General features: G+C 65.1%; 17 protein-coding genes and 1 tRNA gene. 13 read left to right on the top strand and 5 right to left on the bottom strand.

The annotated features are described in order from the left end of the window. Together LZA78_RS12020 and LZA78_RS12015 are read left to right on the top strand one after the other, a co-directional pair. Positions 1-194 (top strand): hypothetical protein (locus tag LZA78_RS12020; protein ID WP_233677181.1); only part of this gene is annotated, 194 nt, incomplete at its 5' end. Positions 195-330: 136 nt separating this feature from the next. After that, positions 331-1,884, top strand: a complete 1,554-nt coding sequence (locus tag LZA78_RS12015; RefSeq protein ID WP_233677180.1) for a phospholipase D family protein — start codon at positions 331-333, stop codon at positions 1,882-1,884. 46 nt (positions 1,885-1,930) lie between these two features. On the opposite strand, the gene LZA78_RS12010 is transcribed toward LZA78_RS12015, so the two are convergent. The 4 genes from LZA78_RS12010 to LZA78_RS11995 form a co-directional block, all read right to left on the bottom strand. Next, positions 1,931-2,006 (bottom strand) — tRNA-Thr (locus LZA78_RS12010). A gap of 54 nt (positions 2,007-2,060) precedes the next feature. Next, positions 2,061-3,548 carry a heme biosynthesis protein HemY gene (locus tag LZA78_RS12005; protein WP_233677179.1) on the bottom strand — a complete coding sequence of 496 codons (1,488 nt, stop codon included), beginning with the start codon at positions 3,546-3,548 and terminating at the stop codon, positions 2,061-2,063. Positions 3,549-3,558: 10 nt separating this feature from the next. Continuing rightward, the gene (locus tag LZA78_RS12000; protein WP_233677178.1) at positions 3,559-4,845 is read right to left on the bottom strand and encodes a COG4223 family protein; all 1,287 of its coding nucleotides are present in this window, start codon (positions 4,843-4,845) and stop codon (positions 3,559-3,561) included. 78 nt (positions 4,846-4,923) lie between these two features. Continuing rightward, the gene (locus LZA78_RS11995; RefSeq protein ID WP_233677177.1) at positions 4,924-5,640 is read right to left on the bottom strand and encodes a uroporphyrinogen-III synthase; all 717 of its coding nucleotides are present in this window, start codon (positions 5,638-5,640) and stop codon (positions 4,924-4,926) included. 72 nt (positions 5,641-5,712) lie between these two features. Here LZA78_RS11995 and tsaD point away from each other — a divergent pair, with 72 nt between their 5' ends. From tsaD to phoB, 11 genes are all read left to right on the top strand, one after another. After that, positions 5,713-6,807 carry a tRNA (adenosine(37)-N6)-threonylcarbamoyltransferase complex transferase subunit TsaD gene (gene tsaD, locus LZA78_RS11990; RefSeq protein ID WP_233677176.1) on the top strand — a complete coding sequence of 365 codons (1,095 nt, stop codon included), beginning with the start codon at positions 5,713-5,715 and terminating at the stop codon, positions 6,805-6,807. Further along, entirely contained in the window at positions 6,804-7,760 is a 957-nt protein-coding gene (locus LZA78_RS11985; protein ID WP_233677175.1) for an NAD(P)H-dependent glycerol-3-phosphate dehydrogenase, read from the top strand. The genes tsaD and LZA78_RS11985 overlap by 4 nt, the downstream gene beginning before the upstream one ends. 3 nt (positions 7,761-7,763) lie before the next feature. Then, positions 7,764-8,033: a YciI family protein gene (locus tag LZA78_RS11980; RefSeq protein ID WP_233677174.1), complete on the top strand. Its 270-nt coding sequence runs from the start codon at positions 7,764-7,766 to the stop codon at positions 8,031-8,033. After that, positions 8,033-8,452, top strand: coding sequence for an EVE domain-containing protein (locus tag LZA78_RS11975; protein ID WP_233677173.1), 420 nt, complete (start codon positions 8,033-8,035; stop codon positions 8,450-8,452). Before LZA78_RS11980 ends, LZA78_RS11975 begins: the two co-directional genes overlap by 1 nt. A gap of 251 nt (positions 8,453-8,703) precedes the next feature. Then, the gene (locus tag LZA78_RS11970; protein ID WP_233677172.1) at positions 8,704-9,390 is read left to right on the top strand and encodes a sirohydrochlorin chelatase; all 687 of its coding nucleotides are present in this window, start codon (positions 8,704-8,706) and stop codon (positions 9,388-9,390) included. A gap of 117 nt (positions 9,391-9,507) precedes the next feature. Further along, positions 9,508-10,548, top strand: coding sequence for a substrate-binding domain-containing protein (locus tag LZA78_RS11965; RefSeq protein ID WP_233677171.1), 1,041 nt, complete (start codon positions 9,508-9,510; stop codon positions 10,546-10,548). Positions 10,549-10,599: 51 nt separating this feature from the next. After that, positions 10,600-12,048 carry a phosphate ABC transporter permease subunit PstC gene (gene pstC, locus LZA78_RS11960; RefSeq protein WP_233677170.1) on the top strand — a complete coding sequence of 483 codons (1,449 nt, stop codon included), beginning with the start codon at positions 10,600-10,602 and terminating at the stop codon, positions 12,046-12,048. Beyond that, on the top strand, positions 12,045-13,379 hold the full coding sequence (gene pstA, locus LZA78_RS11955; protein WP_233677169.1) for a phosphate ABC transporter permease PstA: 1,335 nt from the start codon (positions 12,045-12,047) through the stop codon (positions 13,377-13,379). Before pstC ends, pstA begins: the two co-directional genes overlap by 4 nt. Before the next feature lie 11 nt (positions 13,380-13,390). After that, positions 13,391-14,188 (top strand): phosphate ABC transporter ATP-binding protein PstB, encoded by a 798-nt coding sequence (gene pstB / locus LZA78_RS11950; protein ID WP_233677168.1) that lies wholly within the window; start codon positions 13,391-13,393, stop codon positions 14,186-14,188. Positions 14,189-14,194: 6 nt separating this feature from the next. Next, a complete protein-coding gene (gene phoU, locus LZA78_RS11945; RefSeq protein ID WP_233677167.1) occupies positions 14,195-14,911 on the top strand; it encodes a phosphate signaling complex protein PhoU in 717 nt (238 codons plus the stop codon). A gap of 3 nt (positions 14,912-14,914) precedes the next feature. After that, complete coding sequence (phoB, locus tag LZA78_RS11940) at positions 14,915-15,607, top strand: phosphate regulon transcriptional regulator PhoB (RefSeq protein ID WP_233677166.1); 693 nt, start codon at positions 14,915-14,917, stop codon at positions 15,605-15,607. Here the strand turns inward: phoB and LZA78_RS11935 are convergent. Beyond that, positions 15,592-16,479, bottom strand: coding sequence for a ribokinase (locus LZA78_RS11935; protein ID WP_233677165.1), 888 nt, complete (start codon positions 16,477-16,479; stop codon positions 15,592-15,594). The genes phoB and LZA78_RS11935 overlap by 16 nt on opposite strands. Between the last annotated feature and the right edge of the window lie 5 nt (positions 16,480-16,484).

Below are 16,484 nucleotides of genomic sequence, written 5' to 3'. Positions count from 1 at the left end.
GTCCCGTTGCAGCGTCTGCCGCGTCGGTGAGGGGCTATTTACGGATCACCGCCAAACTCCGCAAGGCCCTTTTTCAAAAATCTCAAACTTTTCTCACTCAATCACTCAAATCCCCTTGTTTCGTTGGCCCAACACAGCTCAACAAAATCTCACCCCAATCCCCACCTCGCACGCGCAGAAAGAATCTTGCGTGAAGGGCACCAATGACGAAACGCGGCGGGGCCGCTGCGACGAATCCCCGCGATGCGCGGGCACCGGGTCAGCCAAAGCTCGCGCGCGGCGCCCTGCTGTGCATACTATCCCTGAGCGAAACTGGAGAATGGCGGCGGGATGACCGTTTCGTACGGGCAAACGGGTTTGCGATTGATCATGGCGGGGCTGATCGCGGGGTGTGTCTCGGCCTGCTCTCTTGGGCCCGGCATCTATAGCAAGAGCGTTTCCCTCGCGCGGATGGATACCGACACCACCTGGCTTGCGCGGCGGGCCGAGGCGATGGGCAATCCGCACGATGGGCGTTCGGGCGTTTATCTGATGCGCGACGGGGCCGAGGCGCTTGCGCTGCGCCTCGTTCTGTCCGAGCGCGCTGAGAAGACGATCGACGCGCAGTATTACCTGCTGCATGACGATGTCGCAGGTCATCTCTTCCTGTGGAAGCTGCTCGAGGCAGCAGAGCGCGGGGTGCGGGTGCGCCTGTTGCTCGACGATATCGACATGGCGGGCTACGACCCGGTGACGGCCGCGCTGGATGTGCATCCCAATATCGAGATCCGGCTGTTCAACCCATTCTGGCGCACGGCCCCCATGGCCGTCGTGGCCGCGCTCGATTTTCCGCGGGTCAACCGGCGTATGCATAACAAGTCGATGACCTTCGACAACACCGTCACCATCCTGGGCGGGCGCAACATCGGGGCCGAGTATTTCGCCGCCCGCGGCGACAGCAATTACGACGACCTGGATATCCTTGCCGCAGGCCCCGCCGCGCGCGAGGTCTCGTCGTCGTTCGATACTTATTGGAACAGCCCCTATGCGGTGCCTTCCGAGGTCGTGATCAAGGGGCATCGCGATGCGGCCTCGGTCTCGGGCAACCGCGCGCACTTGCAAGATCTGTCGCGCGAGGCGCAGGCAAGCCCCTATGGCGCGGCGCTGCGCCACGAGATTCGCGATGCCTTGGGTAGTAACAGCCTCAGGCTGCACTGGGTTCCGGCGCGCATCTTTGCCGATGCGCCGGACAAGGCCAATGGCGGGGCCGACAGCGCAACCTTTCTGAGCGCGGCACTTGAGCCCTATGTCATCTCGGCGCAGTCCGAGCTTTACATCGTCTCGGCCTATTTCGTGCCGCGTCGGCGCGGGGTCGAGATGCTGGCCGGGATGGAGGCGCGCGGTGTCGATATCACGGTTCTGACCAACTCGATGGATTCGACCGACGTTCTGGCAGTTTACGGGCATTACGCATTATCGCGTCGGGCGCTGATCGAGGCCGGGGTGGATCTGTGGGAGCTGCGCGCCAACACCGCGCGCGAGGATCGCAAGCGCCCGGGGCTGGAGAAATCCCTGTCGGGCCTGCATTCGAAGGCCTTTGCGGTGGATGGCAGGCACCTTTTTATCGGTTCGTTCAACTGGGATCCGCGCTCGGTCCATATCAACACCGAGATGGGGCTGATGATCGACTCGCCCGAGTTGACCCAAGAAGTGCTGCGCGTCTTCAGGCGCGACCTGCCCCAGCGGGCCTACAAACTCACCGCGGATGAGCGCGGCAAGCTGAACTGGCTGTCGCGGCGCGCAGACGGGGTGACGCTGCTCCACCTGTGGGAGCCTTACGACTCGGTCTTGCGGGCGTTCATGTCTGGGGTCTATGGCTTCCTGCCGATCGGCAAGCAGCTCTGAACGGCAAGGGCGGGCCTTGCGGTTCGTCTGCACTACTTGGAGGAAGTGGTGCCGGTGAAGGGACTCGAACCCCCGACCCCATCATTACGAATGACGTGCTCTACCAGCTGAGCTACACCGGCCTGGTGGCGGGCGGATAGCACGCCGCTCGGCCGATGTGTAGCCCTAATTTTCATCTAGTCGTCGGCTTGCCCTTCGCGTTTGCGAATATCGTCAGGCGTGACGATCAGATCGGCGTCGATGATGGATTCGACCGGGCCGTCGTGCTCGGTCTCTGCCTCATGCGCGGGCTGACCCACGATCAGCGGCAGCATGTCAGCGCCATGCGGCATCGGAACGTCGGCCTGTACCGGCTCGCGCCAGCTCAGCGTGTCGAAGCCACCGCAATTGTCGCACACCGGCGTCCACTCGGCCTGAATGTTGTGACACTTGTCACAGCACCACTGCGGGCCGCGCGGCGCGGTCAGCGCACGCGTCAGCCAGCCGCGCACGACCGCATCGTCGGCACCCTCGCCACGCTCGATCGCCGCCATGATGGTCAGGCATCGTGCGGTCGGATGGGTCTCGATCAGATCGCCAAGCGCACGGCGGGCACCGGGGAAATCCTCGGCAGCGATGTTCAGCTCGGCGCGCAGCAGACGGGTTTCCGGGTGATCCGGCCGCAGGCTAAGCAGCTTTTCGAACCGCTTGAGGCGCGCATCGGCGGCCTCATCCGGCGCCATCTCGGCATAGACCGCGGCGAGATCGGGATGCGGCTGCGCCTCCCACGCTTTCAGGATCACGCGCCCCGCAGCCTTGGTGTTGCCCTTGGCGATATAGGCGCGCGCGGCCATCGCGGCGGCGGGAATCAGGTCGGGCGAGGATTTGTTCGCGGCAATCGCGGCCTCGCGCGCCTCGATGCTGGCACCCTCATCCAGCACGCCCTTGGCCTCTTGCAGCGCCAGAACCGCATCGCGGCGGCGGTGCACATCCTTGGGCAACTGGCCCTGGCGCACCTTGGATTGCAGGGTCGAGCGCGCACCCGCCCAATCGCCCTTGGCGGTTTGCAGGCTGAGCAGGGTATCTTGTACCTCCTGATGCTTGGGCTTGAGGGCATAGGCCTTCTCGGCCAGCTTGAGCGCGGTATCGGTATCGCCCTCGGACAGCTTTTGCTTCATCAGCCCGCGCACGCCGACGAACCGGGTGCGGTCATCCGAGAGCAGGCGCTTGTAAACCTCGGTTGCCTTCTTGCTGTCGCCCGCCACCTCGGCGGCCTGAGCGGTAAGAAGGTTGGTCAGCTCGGGGCGACGCAGGAAACGCTCGGCCCGCGCGGCATTGGACAGCGCAAGACGCCCCTCGCCCGAGGCCACGGCCAGCATCCCCTCGGCCAGCGCCTCATATCCCTTGCGCTCGCGGTTGCGGTCGAAATAGCGGCTGATCGCGGTTTCATCGCCGTTGAGAAAACGCAGGAACGCCACCAGCAGGCCGACGACGCGGATCACCACCCAGACCAGCACAAAGGCCAGAAGCGCGACGATCACCGCCTGAAGCGGCCCGAGGGTGAATTCCATCCCCATAAGGACGATGCGCACGCCTTCGCCACTGTCGGCCAGATGCGTGGCGCCCAGCGTCAGCGCCGCGACGAGGATCAGGAAAAGGGCGATTTTGATGAATGACCAGATCATGAGCGCCCCCTCAGTTGACCGATTGCGACAGTGCCGTCAGCGCCTCAAGCGCGGCGACGCGGGCCTGCGCCTGCGCCAGCCAGTCGCCCAGCGCGGCCTGACCCGAAGGCGGCAGGCTGCCCAGCTCGGCCACGGCTGTAGCTATATCGCCCTGATCGACCGCGCCCTGCGCGCGCGACAGGATCGCATCGGGATCATCGCCCTCGCGCGCATCAAGCGAGCGCGCGCCGACCTGCGCCATCAGGAAGGCGCCCACGCGGCCGGTCAGCGTATCGCCTGCAGCCTCCTTGCGTGCCACGGCCAGCGCATCGCGCGCGGCCTGCGGGAAACCGGCCTGCAATTGTGTAATGGTCGGGACCGTCACCTTAAGCGCATCGGGCGCGGTAACGCCCGCGGCCTCAAGCTCGGCCACAGCGGGCACCAGCGAGGCGCCGCTGTCGATGGCGGTCGCGACGCGGGCCATGGCGGCCTGCACCATCATGCGGCGCGCCGAAGCCTCGGATTCGCCGCGCAGACGGGCGGCCTCTTCCTCGGCCTGCAAGATACGCTCCTGCGCGACCGCGACGGCTGCGGCGATCTGCTCCTGCGCGGCGGCATCGCCGGTGCTGCGCTGGTCCATCTGACCGCGCAGCGCCTGAACCTCGGCCCGCAGCTCATCAAGCGCGGCGGGCGGCACGGCATCGGCCGCCGGGCCGGATTCGAGCGCAACAATCCGCGCCTCAAGCGCGGCCTGAGCCTCGGATGCCGTGCGGGCAGCCGCCGTCGCCTGGTCGAGCGCGGCCTGAACCCCCGACATATCGGCTACCGGCGCGGGCGCTGCACGAAGAGCTGCCAGCTCGGCCGCCAGCGCGTCGCTGCGCGCCGCCTGATCGGCAAGCGCGGCACTCAGGCCAGCCGCATCAAGCTCGGCCTTGGGTTGGAGTGAGAGGCTCTCCAGAACGGAACTAGGCAGGCTCGGCAGAACGAAAAGCGTCGCCCCCACACCGATGGCGGCGGCCGCAACGCCACCCAGCAGCAGCGGCAGGAAACCACCGCCCTGTTTCGGCGCCTCGGTGGGTGCAGGCGGGGCGGGCGGCGGCAGAACATCGCGGGCCGCCTCGGGCTCGGCGGGCTCTTCGACAGCGTCTTCGGGCTCAGAGGTTTGCGCAACCTCTTCCGGCGTGGCCTCGTCGATGACCTCGGCCTCCGGCGCGGGGGCCTCATGCTCATCCCTCGCGGGCGTGATCAGAACGAAGGGCGTATCCTTCCCCTGCTCCGCATCCGCGATCTCGGGGTTTTGCGTCTTTTCGTCCGCCACGGCCAATCCCTCCTCAAACCTGTGGGCTTCGGGTAGCCCCGCCCCACCATAACAATCTATGAGCGCCCCGCCAGCGTCTCAAGCGCCATTGCCTGAGCCAATAAGCCGCGCCAGAGCCTCAAGAATCCCCTCGGCATCCGGCGAAGGCGCGATTTCCAGCCGATCGGGGCCGATTTCCGCGCAAGCCTCGGCCACCGAGGGGCTGATCGCGGCAATGGCCAGCCCGCGCAGACCAAGCCCCGCCAATAGCCGCGCGGATTTCGGCGAAAAAACAGGCGCCAGAATCACCCCTGCCCCGCGCAGAAGCGCCAGCGAGTCGGGCTCGATCGGGCGCGCCTCTTGCCGATAGACCACGGCCTCAAGCGTCTCAAACCCCGCGGTGCTCAGGATATCGGCGACGGCCACCGCCACTTCGGCGCCTCGGGCGTGCAACAACCGCCCCTCCTGGTGGTGCCTGGCGATCATCGGCATCAGGGTCCGCGCATCGCCGGGGCCCTCGATCACCTCGAACCCGGCCTTACGCGCCACATCCGCCGTCCGCGCACCGACGCAATAGGCCCGCCGGCCCTGCGCAGGCGACAGCGCGACCAGCGGCGCCACCGCGTTTTGCGAGGTAAAAATCAGCGCCTGCGCCTCGGGGATCGGGGGCGCCAGCGCCACGATCTCCATCAGGGGCGCGATCACCACATTGAAATCCGGGCCGAAGCGATCATGAAACTGCATCGCAAAACGGCGCGAGGCCGCCTCGGGGCGGGTCAGCAGCAGAACTGGAAACGTCTTGCTTTGCGCTGTCACGGGCAGCCCCGGGATTGTGCGATCAATGCCCCGGTGTTACCTGCGAAGGAACACAGGCGCAACCGGAGCGGCATGAAACAGCATCTCACCTTTCTTGGGCTCGAGTCGAGTTGCGACGACACGGCGGCTGCCGTCGTGCGCGTCGGGCCTGATGGTGCGCAGATCCTGTCCTCGGTCGTTGCGGGCCAAACCGAGCTGCACGCCCCCTTTGGTGGGGTCGTCCCCGAGATTGCCGCGCGCGCCCATGCCGAGAAGCTTGATCTTTGTGTCGAAGAGGCACTGACCGAGTCCGGGCTGGCCTTGCGCGATCTGGACGGTATCGCCGTGACCGCCGGGCCGGGGCTGATCGGCGGCGTCATGTCGGGGGTGATGTGCGCCAAGGGACTGGCGGCGGGCAGCGGCTTGCCGCTGATCGGCGTGAACCACCTTGCGGGCCACGCGCTGACGCCGCGCCTGACCGACGATCTGGCCTTCCCCTACCTGATGCTTCTGGTTTCGGGCGGGCATTGCCAGTTCCTGATCGCCCATGGCCCCGAGGAATTCTCGCGGCTTGGCGGCACTATTGACGACGCGCCCGGCGAGGCTTTTGACAAGACCGCCAAGCTTCTGGGCCTGCCGCAACCCGGCGGCCCGGTGGTCGAGGCCGAGGCGGCGCAGGGCGACCCAAAGGCCTTCGCCTTCCCGCGCCCGCTGCTTGATCGCCCCGGCTGCGATATGTCTTTCTCGGGGCTCAAGACCGCCCTTCTGCGCGCCCGCGATGCGGTGGTGGCCGAGCATGGCGGATTGCCCAGACAGGTGCGGCGCGATCTCTGCGCCTCGTTCCAGGCGGCCGTGCGCGATACGCTGGCCGAGAAATCGCGCCGCGCGCTGGCGCAATACCTGGCCCTCAACCCGGCACAGCCCTGCTTTGCCGTCGCCGGGGGCGTGGCCGCCAACAAGGCCATTCGCGCCGCGCTAGAGACTGTTTCGTCCGAGATGGGCGTAGCGTTCACCGCGCCCCCGCTGCGCCTGTGCACCGACAACGCCGCGATGATCGCCTTCGCGGGGATCGAGCGTTTCCGCACCGGCGCGCAAGACGGCATGGACCTGACTGCGCGGCCGCGCTGGCCGCTCGATCAAAGCGCCCCGGCCCTGCTTGGCTCGGGCAAGAAAGGAGCGAAGGCGTGACGGTATCGGTTCTGGGCGCAGGCGCATTCGGCACGGCCCTGGCAGTGACGCTGGCGCAAAACGGGCCTGTCACGCTATGGGCGCGCGACGCCGATCAGGCCGCGCTGATGCAAGAGACGCGCCGGAACGAGCGCCGCCTGCCCGGCGCGAACCTGCCCCGGAATGTAACGGCGACCGCCGACCTGAACCTGGCAACCGGGGCCGAGACGATCCTGCTTGCGATGCCGATGCAGCAGATGCGCGGCTTTCTGACAGCCCATGCGGATCTGTTGCAGGGCAAGACGCTCGTCGCCTGCTCGAAGGGGATCGACCTTGAAAGCGGTCAGGGGCCGACCGCGCTGATCGCCGCCGCCTGCCCCTCGGCCCGTGCGGCGATCCTGACCGGCCCGAGCTTCGCCGCCGATATCGCACGCGGCCTTCCCACCGCCCTGACGCTTGCCTGCGCCGAGGAGGCCGAAGCGCTGCAACGCGAACTTTCCACCCCCACCTTGCGGCTTTACCGCACCACCGACACCACCGGGGCGGAACTGGGCGGCGCGCTGAAGAACGTCATCGCCATCGCCGCCGGTGTGGTCATCGGCGCGGGTCTGGGCGACTCAGCGCGCGCGGCGCTGATGACGCGTGGCTTCGCCGAGATGAGCCGCATCGCCACCGCCATGGGCGCGCGGGCCGAGACACTCTCGGGCCTGTCGGGCTTTGGTGATCTGGTGCTGACCTGCACCTCGGTCCAGTCGCGCAACTTCCGCTTTGGCCGCGCGCTTGGCGCGGGCGAGGAATTCGACAGCTCGATCACCGTCGAAGGAGTCGCCACCGCCCAAGCAGTCTCTACTCTGGCGCAAAAGCATATCATCGACATGCCCATCGCGACCATGATCACCGCCCTGGCCGACCGCCAGATCACTGTTTCCCAAGCCGTTCAGGCGCTGCTCTCGCGCCCGCTGAAAGAGGAGTAACCCATGCTGTATGCCGTCATCTGCCGCGACAAGCCCGGCCACCTGCAAACCCGCCTCGACACCCGCGCGGCGCATCTTGCCTATATCGAGGCGACCGGCATCGTGAAGATGGCGGGTCCGTTCCTGGAGGAGGGGCAGATGTGCGGCTCGCTGGTGATCCTCGAGACCGACAGCCTTGAGGCCGCGCAGACCTGGGCCGCAGGCGATCCCTATGCCGCCGCGGGCCTGTTCGAAAGCGTCACCGTTACCGAATGGAAGAAGGTGATCGGCTGATGGCATATTGGCTGTTCAAATCCGAGCCGAACAAGTTTTCCTGGGACGAACTGGTCGCCAAGGGCGACGCGGGCGAGGAATGGGACGGCGTGCGCAACTACCTGGCGCGCAACAACATGCGCGCCATGAAGGTCGGCGATCGCGGGTTTTTCTACCATTCGAACATCGGCAAGGAAGTCGTCGGCATCGCAGAGGTCTGCGCCGAGTCGCACCTCGATTCGACCTCGGATGATCCGCGGTGGGATTGCGTGGATATCAAGGCGGTAAAGCCTCTGGCGCGCCCGGTCACTCTGGCTGCGGTGAAGAACGACCCGCGTCTTGCGAAGATGTCGCTGGTTACCTGCATGCGTTTGTCGGTTCAGCCGGTGACCGAGGAAGAATGGAAGATCGTCTGCGAACTGGGCGGCATAGCGCCCTGACCCTGAAACGTCGAAGGGCCCCGGCAACCCCTTACCAGGACCCTTCGCCACCCCCAGGCGCACCCCTGCGCACCACTGGTGAAACTGAATAAGGACCTGGCCATCCTGGCCGGTAAGCCCTGTTTAGAGGCATCGGCGATTCGAGACAATCGGCGCATGCCGACAATATACTTCAAATTCAATATGTTAGTATTATCGTGGCGTTAATGTTTGAGGTTTGCCCCCACCCGCAAAGGCACTAAGTTGCGCTTATGAAGCAGATCGTTATCGCCGCACATGGATCGCCCTCGGACCCCGCCCCGCAGCAAGCGGCGTTGGAGGATCTTGCGCAACGAGTCGGCGCGCTTTGCCCCGGTGATACGGTGCGCGCGGCGACGCTTGCCTCTCCCGGCGCGCTTGAGGCGGCCTTCGAGGGGCTCACCGACCCGGTCGTCTATCCTTTCTTCATGGCCGAAGGCTGGTTCACCCGGCGCGAGCTGCCCCGCCGACTGGCCAAGGCCGGGCTGACCGCGCGCCACATGCGCCCCTTCGGCCTTGATCCGCATCTGCCCGCCCTGATCGCCCGGACCTGCCTCGAAGCCGCGCTTTCCGCCGGAATAGAGCCTGAATCGGCCGATCTGATCCTTGTCGGACACGGCTCGAAGGTGGCGCATCGCTCCAAGGATTCGACCTACGCAATGGCCGAGACCCTGCGCCGCAGCCTGCCCTTCTGGCGAATTCGCGTGGCGCTGATCGAAGAGCCGCCCTTCCTGAACGATATTGCCGCGCAATCGCTGAACGGGCTATGCCTGCCGTTCTTCGCCCTGCGCGCGGGTCATGTAGAGAATGACATCCCCGAGGCGCTGGAAGAGGCGGCTTTCAACGGCCCGCTCCTGCCCGCGATCGGCGAACATCCGCAGGTTCCGGCGCTGATTGCCGCCGCCATCGCGCGGGAATGACAGGCCGCAGCGGCCTGTCATGTAAGTGTCACACTACTTTTGCATAAGCGTCACGCGAAGCTCTTACGAGGGGCGCCGAGGCCACGAACGGCCCAGTCAAGAATTCAGGAGTGATCCATGAAAACCGCGAAGTTCACCGTTTCGGCCCTGGCGATCATCGCCGCCTCGGCTTCGGGCGCCTATGCCCGCGACCAGATCCAGTCGGCCGGTTCCTCGACCGTGCTGCCCTACGCCACCATCGTCGCCGAAGCCTTCGGTGAGAACTTCGACTTCCCGACCCCCGTCGTCGAATCGGGCGGTTCGGGCGCTGGCCGCAAGAAGCTGTGCGAAGGCGTGGGCGAGAACACCATCGACATCGCCAACTCGTCGTCGCGCATCAAGCAGTCGGACATCGACACCTGCGCCGCCAACGGCGTGGCCGAGATCATGGAAGTCCGCATCGGTTATGACGGCATCGTCTTCGCCTCGGACATCAACGGCGCCGAATTCGCTTTCACCCCGGCGGACTGGTACAACGCGCTGGCCGCCGAAGTCGTCAAGGACGGCGCGCTGGTTGCCAACGCCAACAAGACCTGGGCCGACGCGAACGCCGCCCTGCCCGCGCAGGACATCCTGGCCTTCATCCCGGGCACCAAGCACGGCACCCGTGAAGTATTCGACGTGAAAGTGCTCGAAGCTGGCTGCAAGGCCACCGGCGCGCTCGAAGCCTTCACCGCTGCCGCTGGCGGCGACGAGAAGGAAGGCGCCAAGAAGTGCCTCAACCTGCGCACCGACGGCGCCTCGGTCGATATCGACGGCGACTACACCGAGACCCTCTCGCGCATCGACGCCAACAAGAACGCGATCGGCGTGTTCGGCCTGTCGTTCTACCAGAACAACACCGACAAGCTGAAAGTGGCGACCATGGACGGCGTTGTCCCCTCGGTCGACTCGATCGCCTCGGGTGACTACCCGGTGTCGCGTCCGCTCTACTTCTACGTCAAGAAAGCGCACCTGGGCGTTATCCCCGGCCTGAAGGAATACATCGAGTTCTTCGTGTCGGACGATATGGCTGGCCCGGAAGGCCCGCTGGCCGAATACGGTCTGGTTTCGGACCCGGAGCTGGCTGCGACCCAAGCGATGGTCGCCGCCGAGACCCCGATGGGTCCGCTGAACTGATCTGACGGGTGGCGCCTTCGGGCGCCACCTTCCTCCTTCCAGGAGCCTGAAATGAGCCTTGGCATTCTGTCGCTGATCGTAGCCGTGCTGGCCGCCACCGGATTTTTCCTAGGGCGGCGTTTTGCTCTCGCCAAGGTGGCGGGTGACGCCCGTCGTCTGCATTCGCTGCCCGGATATTACGGGCAGACCGTCTTTCTCTTCTCCGCCGTTCCTGCCTTTCTGGTGCTGGGCCTGTGGCTGCTGATCCAGCCGCTCGTCGTCGAGAACCACGTTGCCGGCATGATCACCCCCGCGGATATCCCCGAAGGGTCGAGCGTCAGCCTCGTGATGTCCGATGTGCGCCGCATCGCCGAGGGGATTGAGCGCGTCGTGTCGGAAGGCCGCATGACCGAGGCCGAACTGGCCGCCCATGACGATATCCGCGGCGAGCTTGCCAGCGCGGGCGTGGCTCTTGGCAATGACGTGCGCCCCGCGGTGGTCGAGGCTGCGCGCAGCTATCGCGACATGTCCGCGACCGGCTCGCTCGCGATGAGCGTTCTGGTGCTGGCGCTGGCGCTGGCGGGCATGGCCTTCGCGCTGCGCCGCATTTCGCCCGAGTTCCGCGCCCGCAACGTGACGGAAACTTTCGTGCGCTACCTGCTGATCGCCGCCTCGACCGTCGCGATTCTGACCACGATCGGCATCGTTCTGTCGCTGGTCTTCGAGACGGTGCATTTCTTCCGCCTCTACCCGGCCAGCAAGTTCTTCTTCAACACCGTCTGGAACCCGCAGTTCCGTGGCGGCTCGGATCTGGGGATCTGGCCGCTGCTCTGGGGCACGATGTATGTCTCGGTGATCGCGCTGCTGGTCTCGGTGCCCGTGGGTATCTTCGCCGCGATCTATCTTGCTGAATATGCGTCGAAAAAGGTCCGCGCCGTCGCCAAGCCGCTGATCGAGATCCTCGCCGGTATCCCGACCATCGTGTATGGCCTTTTCGCGCTGATCACCGTGGGCCCGATCTTGCGTGATTTCTTCGCGCAACCGCTCGGGCTTGGCAGTTCGTCAAGCTCGGTGATGACCGCGGGCCTCGTGATGGGGATCATGCTGATCCCCTTCGTCAGCTCGCTGTCGGACGACATCATCAACGCCGTGCCGCAATCGCTGCGCGATGGCTCCTATGGCCTTGGCGCGACGCAGTCGGAAACCGTGAAACAGGTGATCCTGCCCGCCGCCCTTCCGGGTATCGTCGGCGCGATCCTTCTGGCCGCCTCGCGCGCCATCGGCGAGACGATGATCGTGGTTCTGGGCGCGGGCGCCGCGGCGAAGATGTCACTCAACCCGTTCGACGCGATGACCACCGTGACTGTCAAGATCGTCAGCCAGCTGACCGGCGATACCGAGTTCGCCTCGCCCGAGACGCTGGTGGCCTTCGCGCTTGGTCTGACGCTGTTCGTCTTCACGCTGGGGCTCAATATCCTCGCGCTCTACATCGTGCGCAAATACCGGGAGCAATACGAATGACCGCCGAATCGACCAATACCGGCTTGTCGCTCTACAAAACCGATGCGCGCACCAAGCGGCGCAACGCGGCCGAGAAACGCTTCCGGATCTATGGCATGCTGGCCGTGGGCTTTGGCGTGCTGGCGCTGATCGTGCTGCTGACTTCGGTTCTGGGCACGGGCGCGGGTTCGTTCCGCCAGACCTTCCTGACGATGCCGGTGGCGCTTGATGCCGCGGCCCTCGACAAGAAGGGCAATCGCGACCCGGCCGAGATGGCCAAGGTCACCACCATTGGCTACCAGAAGATCCTCGAAAAGGCGCTGATCGCCGAGCTGACCGAGCAAAAGCTGATCCCCGAGGGCATGAGCACCAAGGACATCGGTGGACTGATCTCGAAAGAGGCGCCGGCGCAGCTGCGCAACAAGGTGCTCGCCAATCCCGATCTGGTGGGTCAGACGATCAGCTTCCGCGCGCTGGCGAACGGCCGCATCGACGGCTATTTCAAGGGCCGCGTGACGATGGAGAGCGCCGCACTCGACAGCAACGTCAGCCCCGCGCAGCTTGAGCTGGTCGACAAGATGCGCGGCGCGAACCTGTTGGGCCTAGGGTTCAACTGGGGCTTCGTCTTTGATCCTGACGCGTCGGAACTACGCCCCGAGGCTGCCGGCCTCGGCGTTGCGATCCTCGGCTCGCTCTACATGATGATTATCGTTCTGGTGCTGTCTCTGCCGCTTGGCGTGGCCGCCTCGATCTACCTTGAGGAATTCGCACCGACGAACCGCTGGACCGATCTGATCGAGGTCAATATTGCCAATCTGGCGGCCGTGCCGTCGATCGTCTTTGGTATTCTCGGCCTCGCGGTGTTCATCAATTTCGCGAACATGCCGCAGTCTTCGCCGCTCGTGGGCGGGCTGGTGCTTACGTTGATGACGCTGCCCACAATCATCATCGCGACCCGCGCCGCCCTTAAGGCCGTGCCGCCCTCGATCAAGGACGCAGCACTTGGTGTCGGTGCCTCGAAAACGCAGACCGTCTTCCACCATGTTCTGCCGCTTGCCATGCCGGGTATTCTGACGGGCACCATCATCGGTCTGGCCCAGGCACTGGGCGAAACCGCCCCGCTGCTGCTTATCGGCATGGTGGCCTTCGTGCGCGACTATCCCGGGGCGCCGCCGGAAGGCTTCCTCGACCCTGCCTCGGCGCTTCCGGTGCAGGTCTACAACTTTACCCAACGCGCCGATCCGGCCTTTATCGAACGCGCCTCCGGGGCCATCATCGTACTGCTCGTATTCCTGCTGACGATGAACATTCTGGCAATCATTCTGCGCCGCCGTTTCGAACGGCGCTGGTAGGGAACACGGACATGAACGACATGACACTGACGGAGAGAGCCTTGGAGGCCACTGAAATCAAGTTCGCCGCCCGCGACGTGCAGGTCTATTACGGCACCTCCCACGCGATCAAGGACGTTAACATCGACATTCTCGACAAGACCGTGACGGCTTTCATCGGCCCCTCGGGCTGCGGGAAATCGACCTTCCTGCGCTGCCTGAACCGGATGAACGACACGATCGACATCTGCCGCGTCGAGGGGGACATCCTGCTTGATGGCGAGGATATCTACGACAAGAAGGTCGATCCGGTGCAGCTGCGCGCCAAGGTCGGCATGGTGTTCCAGAAGCCCAACCCCTTCCCCAAGTCGATCTACGACAACGTGGCCTATGGCCCGAAGATCCACGGCCTGACCCGCAACAAGGCGGAGTTGGACGAGGTGGTGGAATCGAGCCTGCGCAAGGCCGCGCTCTGGAACGAGGTCAAGGACCGTCTCGACTCGCCCGGCACCGGGCTTTCGGGCGGCCAGCAGCAGCGCCTGTGCATCGCCCGCGCAGTGGCAACCTCGCCCGAGGTTCTCTTGATGGACGAACCCTGCTCGGCGCTCGACCCGATCGCCACGGCCCAGGTCGAGGAACTGATCGACGAGCTGCGCGAGAATTTCTCGGTCGTGATCGTGACGCACTCGATGCAACAGGCCGCGCGCGTCAGCCAGCGCACCGCCTTCTTCCACCTCGGCAACCTGGTGGAATTTGGCGACACCACGCAGATCTTCACCAACCCGAAAGATCCGCGCACCGAAAGCTACATCACCGGCCGGATCGGCTGACGGGAGATGACGATGAGCCAACATATTCTTTCCGCCTTCGACCGCGATCTCGAGTCGATCCAGGCCACCGTCGTCAAGATGGGCGGCATGGTCGAAGCCCAAATCCTTGATGCCGCGACCGCGCTTGAAACCCGTGACGAGGAACTGGCCGAAGCCGTGCGCCTGCGCGACAAGGCCGTCGATGAGCTCGAGGAACGCATTAACGAAGATGCCGCGCGTCTGATCGCATTGCGCGCACCGACCGCAAGCGACCTGCGCGTGGCGCTGACCGTCATCAAGATCGCCGGCAACCTTGAGCGCGTCGGCGACCACGCCAAGAACAACGCCAAGCGCGCCAAGGTGCTGATGGCGGTGCCCGCGATCAGCGGCTCAACCGGTGCGATTCGACGCATGGCGCAGGCCGTCGAAGCGATGCTCAAGGATGCGATCGACAGCTATATCCAGCGCGACGCTGCCCTTGCCGCCGACGTGCGCGCCCGGGACATCGAGGTGGATCAGATGTATAACGCGCTGTTCCGCGAATTCCTGACCTACATGCTGGAAGATCCGCGCAACATCACCGCCTGCATGCACCTGCACTTCATCGCCAAGAACATCGAGCGCATGGGCGACCACGCCACTGCCATCGCCGAACAGGTGATCTACCTGGTCACCGGCGAGATGCCCGAGGAATCGCGCCCGAAAGCCGGAAGCGTGAGCGACTTCAACGTGGCGGAGGGCTGATCCATGAGCCCCGCCCAACAGCCCTGCGTGCTGGTGGTCGAGGACGAATCGGCCCAGCGTGAGGTTTTACAATACAACCTCGAGGCCGAAGGCTTCCGCGTCGCCATGGCGGTGAACGGGGACGAGGCGCTTTTGATGGTGCGCGAGGAAAAGCCCGACCTGATCGTTCTGGACTGGATGCTGCCCAATGTCAGCGGCATCGAGATCTGCCGGCGCGTCAAGGCCAACCCCGAAACGCGCGCGATTCCGATCATCATGCTCTCGGCCCGCTCGGAAGAGTCGGATCGGGTGCGCGGCCTCGAAACCGGGGCGGATGATTATGTCGTCAAACCTTACTCTGTGGTCGAGTTGATGGCGCGTTTGCGCACTCAGCTACGTCGAACGCGACCGGCCACGATGGGCGAAAGGCTGCAATTCGAGGATATTTTGCTCGATGCGGGCGAACATCGGGTGTTTCGTGACGGACAGCAGTTGAAACTCGGCCCGACCGAGTTCCGCTTGCTGTCCACATTGATGGAAAAACCGGGTCGTGTCTGGACGCGCGATCAACTGCTCGATCGGGTCTGGGGCCGCGATATCTATGTCGATACCCGCACGATCGACGTTCATGTCGGTCGGTTGCGCAAGGCGCTGATGGCTTTTGGTGGCTCCGATCCGGTGCGCACCGTGCGCGGAACGGGCTATTCGCTCGGCTGAGCGGCCAGAAATGCGTTGACCTGATCGCGGGCAGGAATGGCATCGGCTGTTCCTGCCTGTGTCACTTTTAGCGCCGCCGCCCCGGCCGCAAGGCGCATCGCGGCGGCGGGTGACAGCCCCTCGGCCAGTCCGGCGACCAGATAGCCCGCAAACGTATCCCCGGCAGCCGTGGTATCGACCGGCGTGACAGGAAAAGCGGGCACGCGCACCTCAACCCCCGCGCCCAGATCGTGCCAGACCGCACCGCGCGAACCGAGTGTGACCAGAACATGCGGCACAGGCAGATCGGCCAGCGTCACGCCCAGCGCCGAGCAAAGCTGTCCGGCCTCGACCTCATTGAGGATCAAGAGAGAGACATAGCGCATCACCGCCTGCGCGGCTTCGGCCTCGAACGGGGCGGCGGAATAGACCACAAACAGACCCTGTTCCTGCGCAAAACGGGCGGCTTCGACCTGAGCCGAGGTTTCGTTTTGCAAGATCAGCGAGTCCTCGGGGCCAGCGCCCGTCATCGCGCGGCGCACATCTTCGCCCGCAATCGCACAGTTCGCACCGGGATAAAGAACGATGGCGTTCTCGCCCGCCTCATCGACCTGAATGATCGCATGGCCCGAAGGCTCGGGCAGTTCCAAAACCGCACTGCAATCCACGCCCAGATCGGCAAGTCGCACAGCCATCCAGCGACCATCGGCACCCACGGCACCTACATGGCGCACCTCGGCCCCGGCCCGCGCGGCGGCAACGGATTGATTCGCCCCCTTGCCGCCCAGGCCCAGCGCATAGGACTGCGCGGCCAGCGTCTCGCCCGGCTGGGGCAGATGCGCCAGCCGATAGAAATGATCCGCGTTGATTGAGCCGAGATTGTAGATCGCCATGGCGC

This window comes from Rhodobacter flavimaris (assembly GCF_021378075.1).
Classification (GTDB): domain Bacteria; phylum Pseudomonadota; class Alphaproteobacteria; order Rhodobacterales; family Rhodobacteraceae; genus Rhodobacter; species Rhodobacter flavimaris.
Note: the sequence above shows the minus strand (reverse complement) of the source record. Positions and strands in the feature narration are given on the sequence as shown.

Excerpts from the sequence above, each read along its gene's own strand:
- LZA78_RS11970 (WP_233677172.1), top strand. The coding sequence starts at position 8,704 with ATGAAGCAGATCGTTATCGCCGCACATGGATCGCCCTCGGACCCCGCC.
- pstA (WP_233677169.1), top strand. The coding sequence starts at position 12,045 with ATGACCGCCGAATCGACCAATACCGGCTTGTCGCTCTACAAAACCGAT.
- phoU (WP_233677167.1), top strand. The coding sequence starts at position 14,195 with ATGACGATGAGCCAACATATTCTTTCCGCCTTCGACCGCGATCTCGAG.
- pstB (WP_233677168.1), top strand. The coding sequence starts at position 13,391 with ATGAACGACATGACACTGACGGAGAGAGCCTTGGAGGCCACTGAAATC.
- LZA78_RS11980 (WP_233677174.1), top strand. The coding sequence starts at position 7,764 with ATGCTGTATGCCGTCATCTGCCGCGACAAGCCCGGCCACCTGCAAACC.
- LZA78_RS11935 (WP_233677165.1), bottom strand. The coding sequence starts at position 16,479 with ATGGCGATCTACAATCTCGGCTCAATCAACGCGGATCATTTCTATCGG.
- LZA78_RS12015 (WP_233677180.1), top strand. The coding sequence starts at position 331 with ATGACCGTTTCGTACGGGCAAACGGGTTTGCGATTGATCATGGCGGGG.
- LZA78_RS11975 (WP_233677173.1), top strand. The coding sequence starts at position 8,033 with ATGGCATATTGGCTGTTCAAATCCGAGCCGAACAAGTTTTCCTGGGAC.
- phoB (WP_233677166.1), top strand. The coding sequence starts at position 14,915 with ATGAGCCCCGCCCAACAGCCCTGCGTGCTGGTGGTCGAGGACGAATCG.
- LZA78_RS12005 (WP_233677179.1), bottom strand. The coding sequence starts at position 3,548 with ATGATCTGGTCATTCATCAAAATCGCCCTTTTCCTGATCCTCGTCGCG.
- pstC (WP_233677170.1), top strand. The coding sequence starts at position 10,600 with ATGAGCCTTGGCATTCTGTCGCTGATCGTAGCCGTGCTGGCCGCCACC.
- tsaD (WP_233677176.1), top strand. The coding sequence starts at position 5,713 with ATGAAACAGCATCTCACCTTTCTTGGGCTCGAGTCGAGTTGCGACGAC.
- LZA78_RS11965 (WP_233677171.1), top strand. The coding sequence starts at position 9,508 with ATGAAAACCGCGAAGTTCACCGTTTCGGCCCTGGCGATCATCGCCGCC.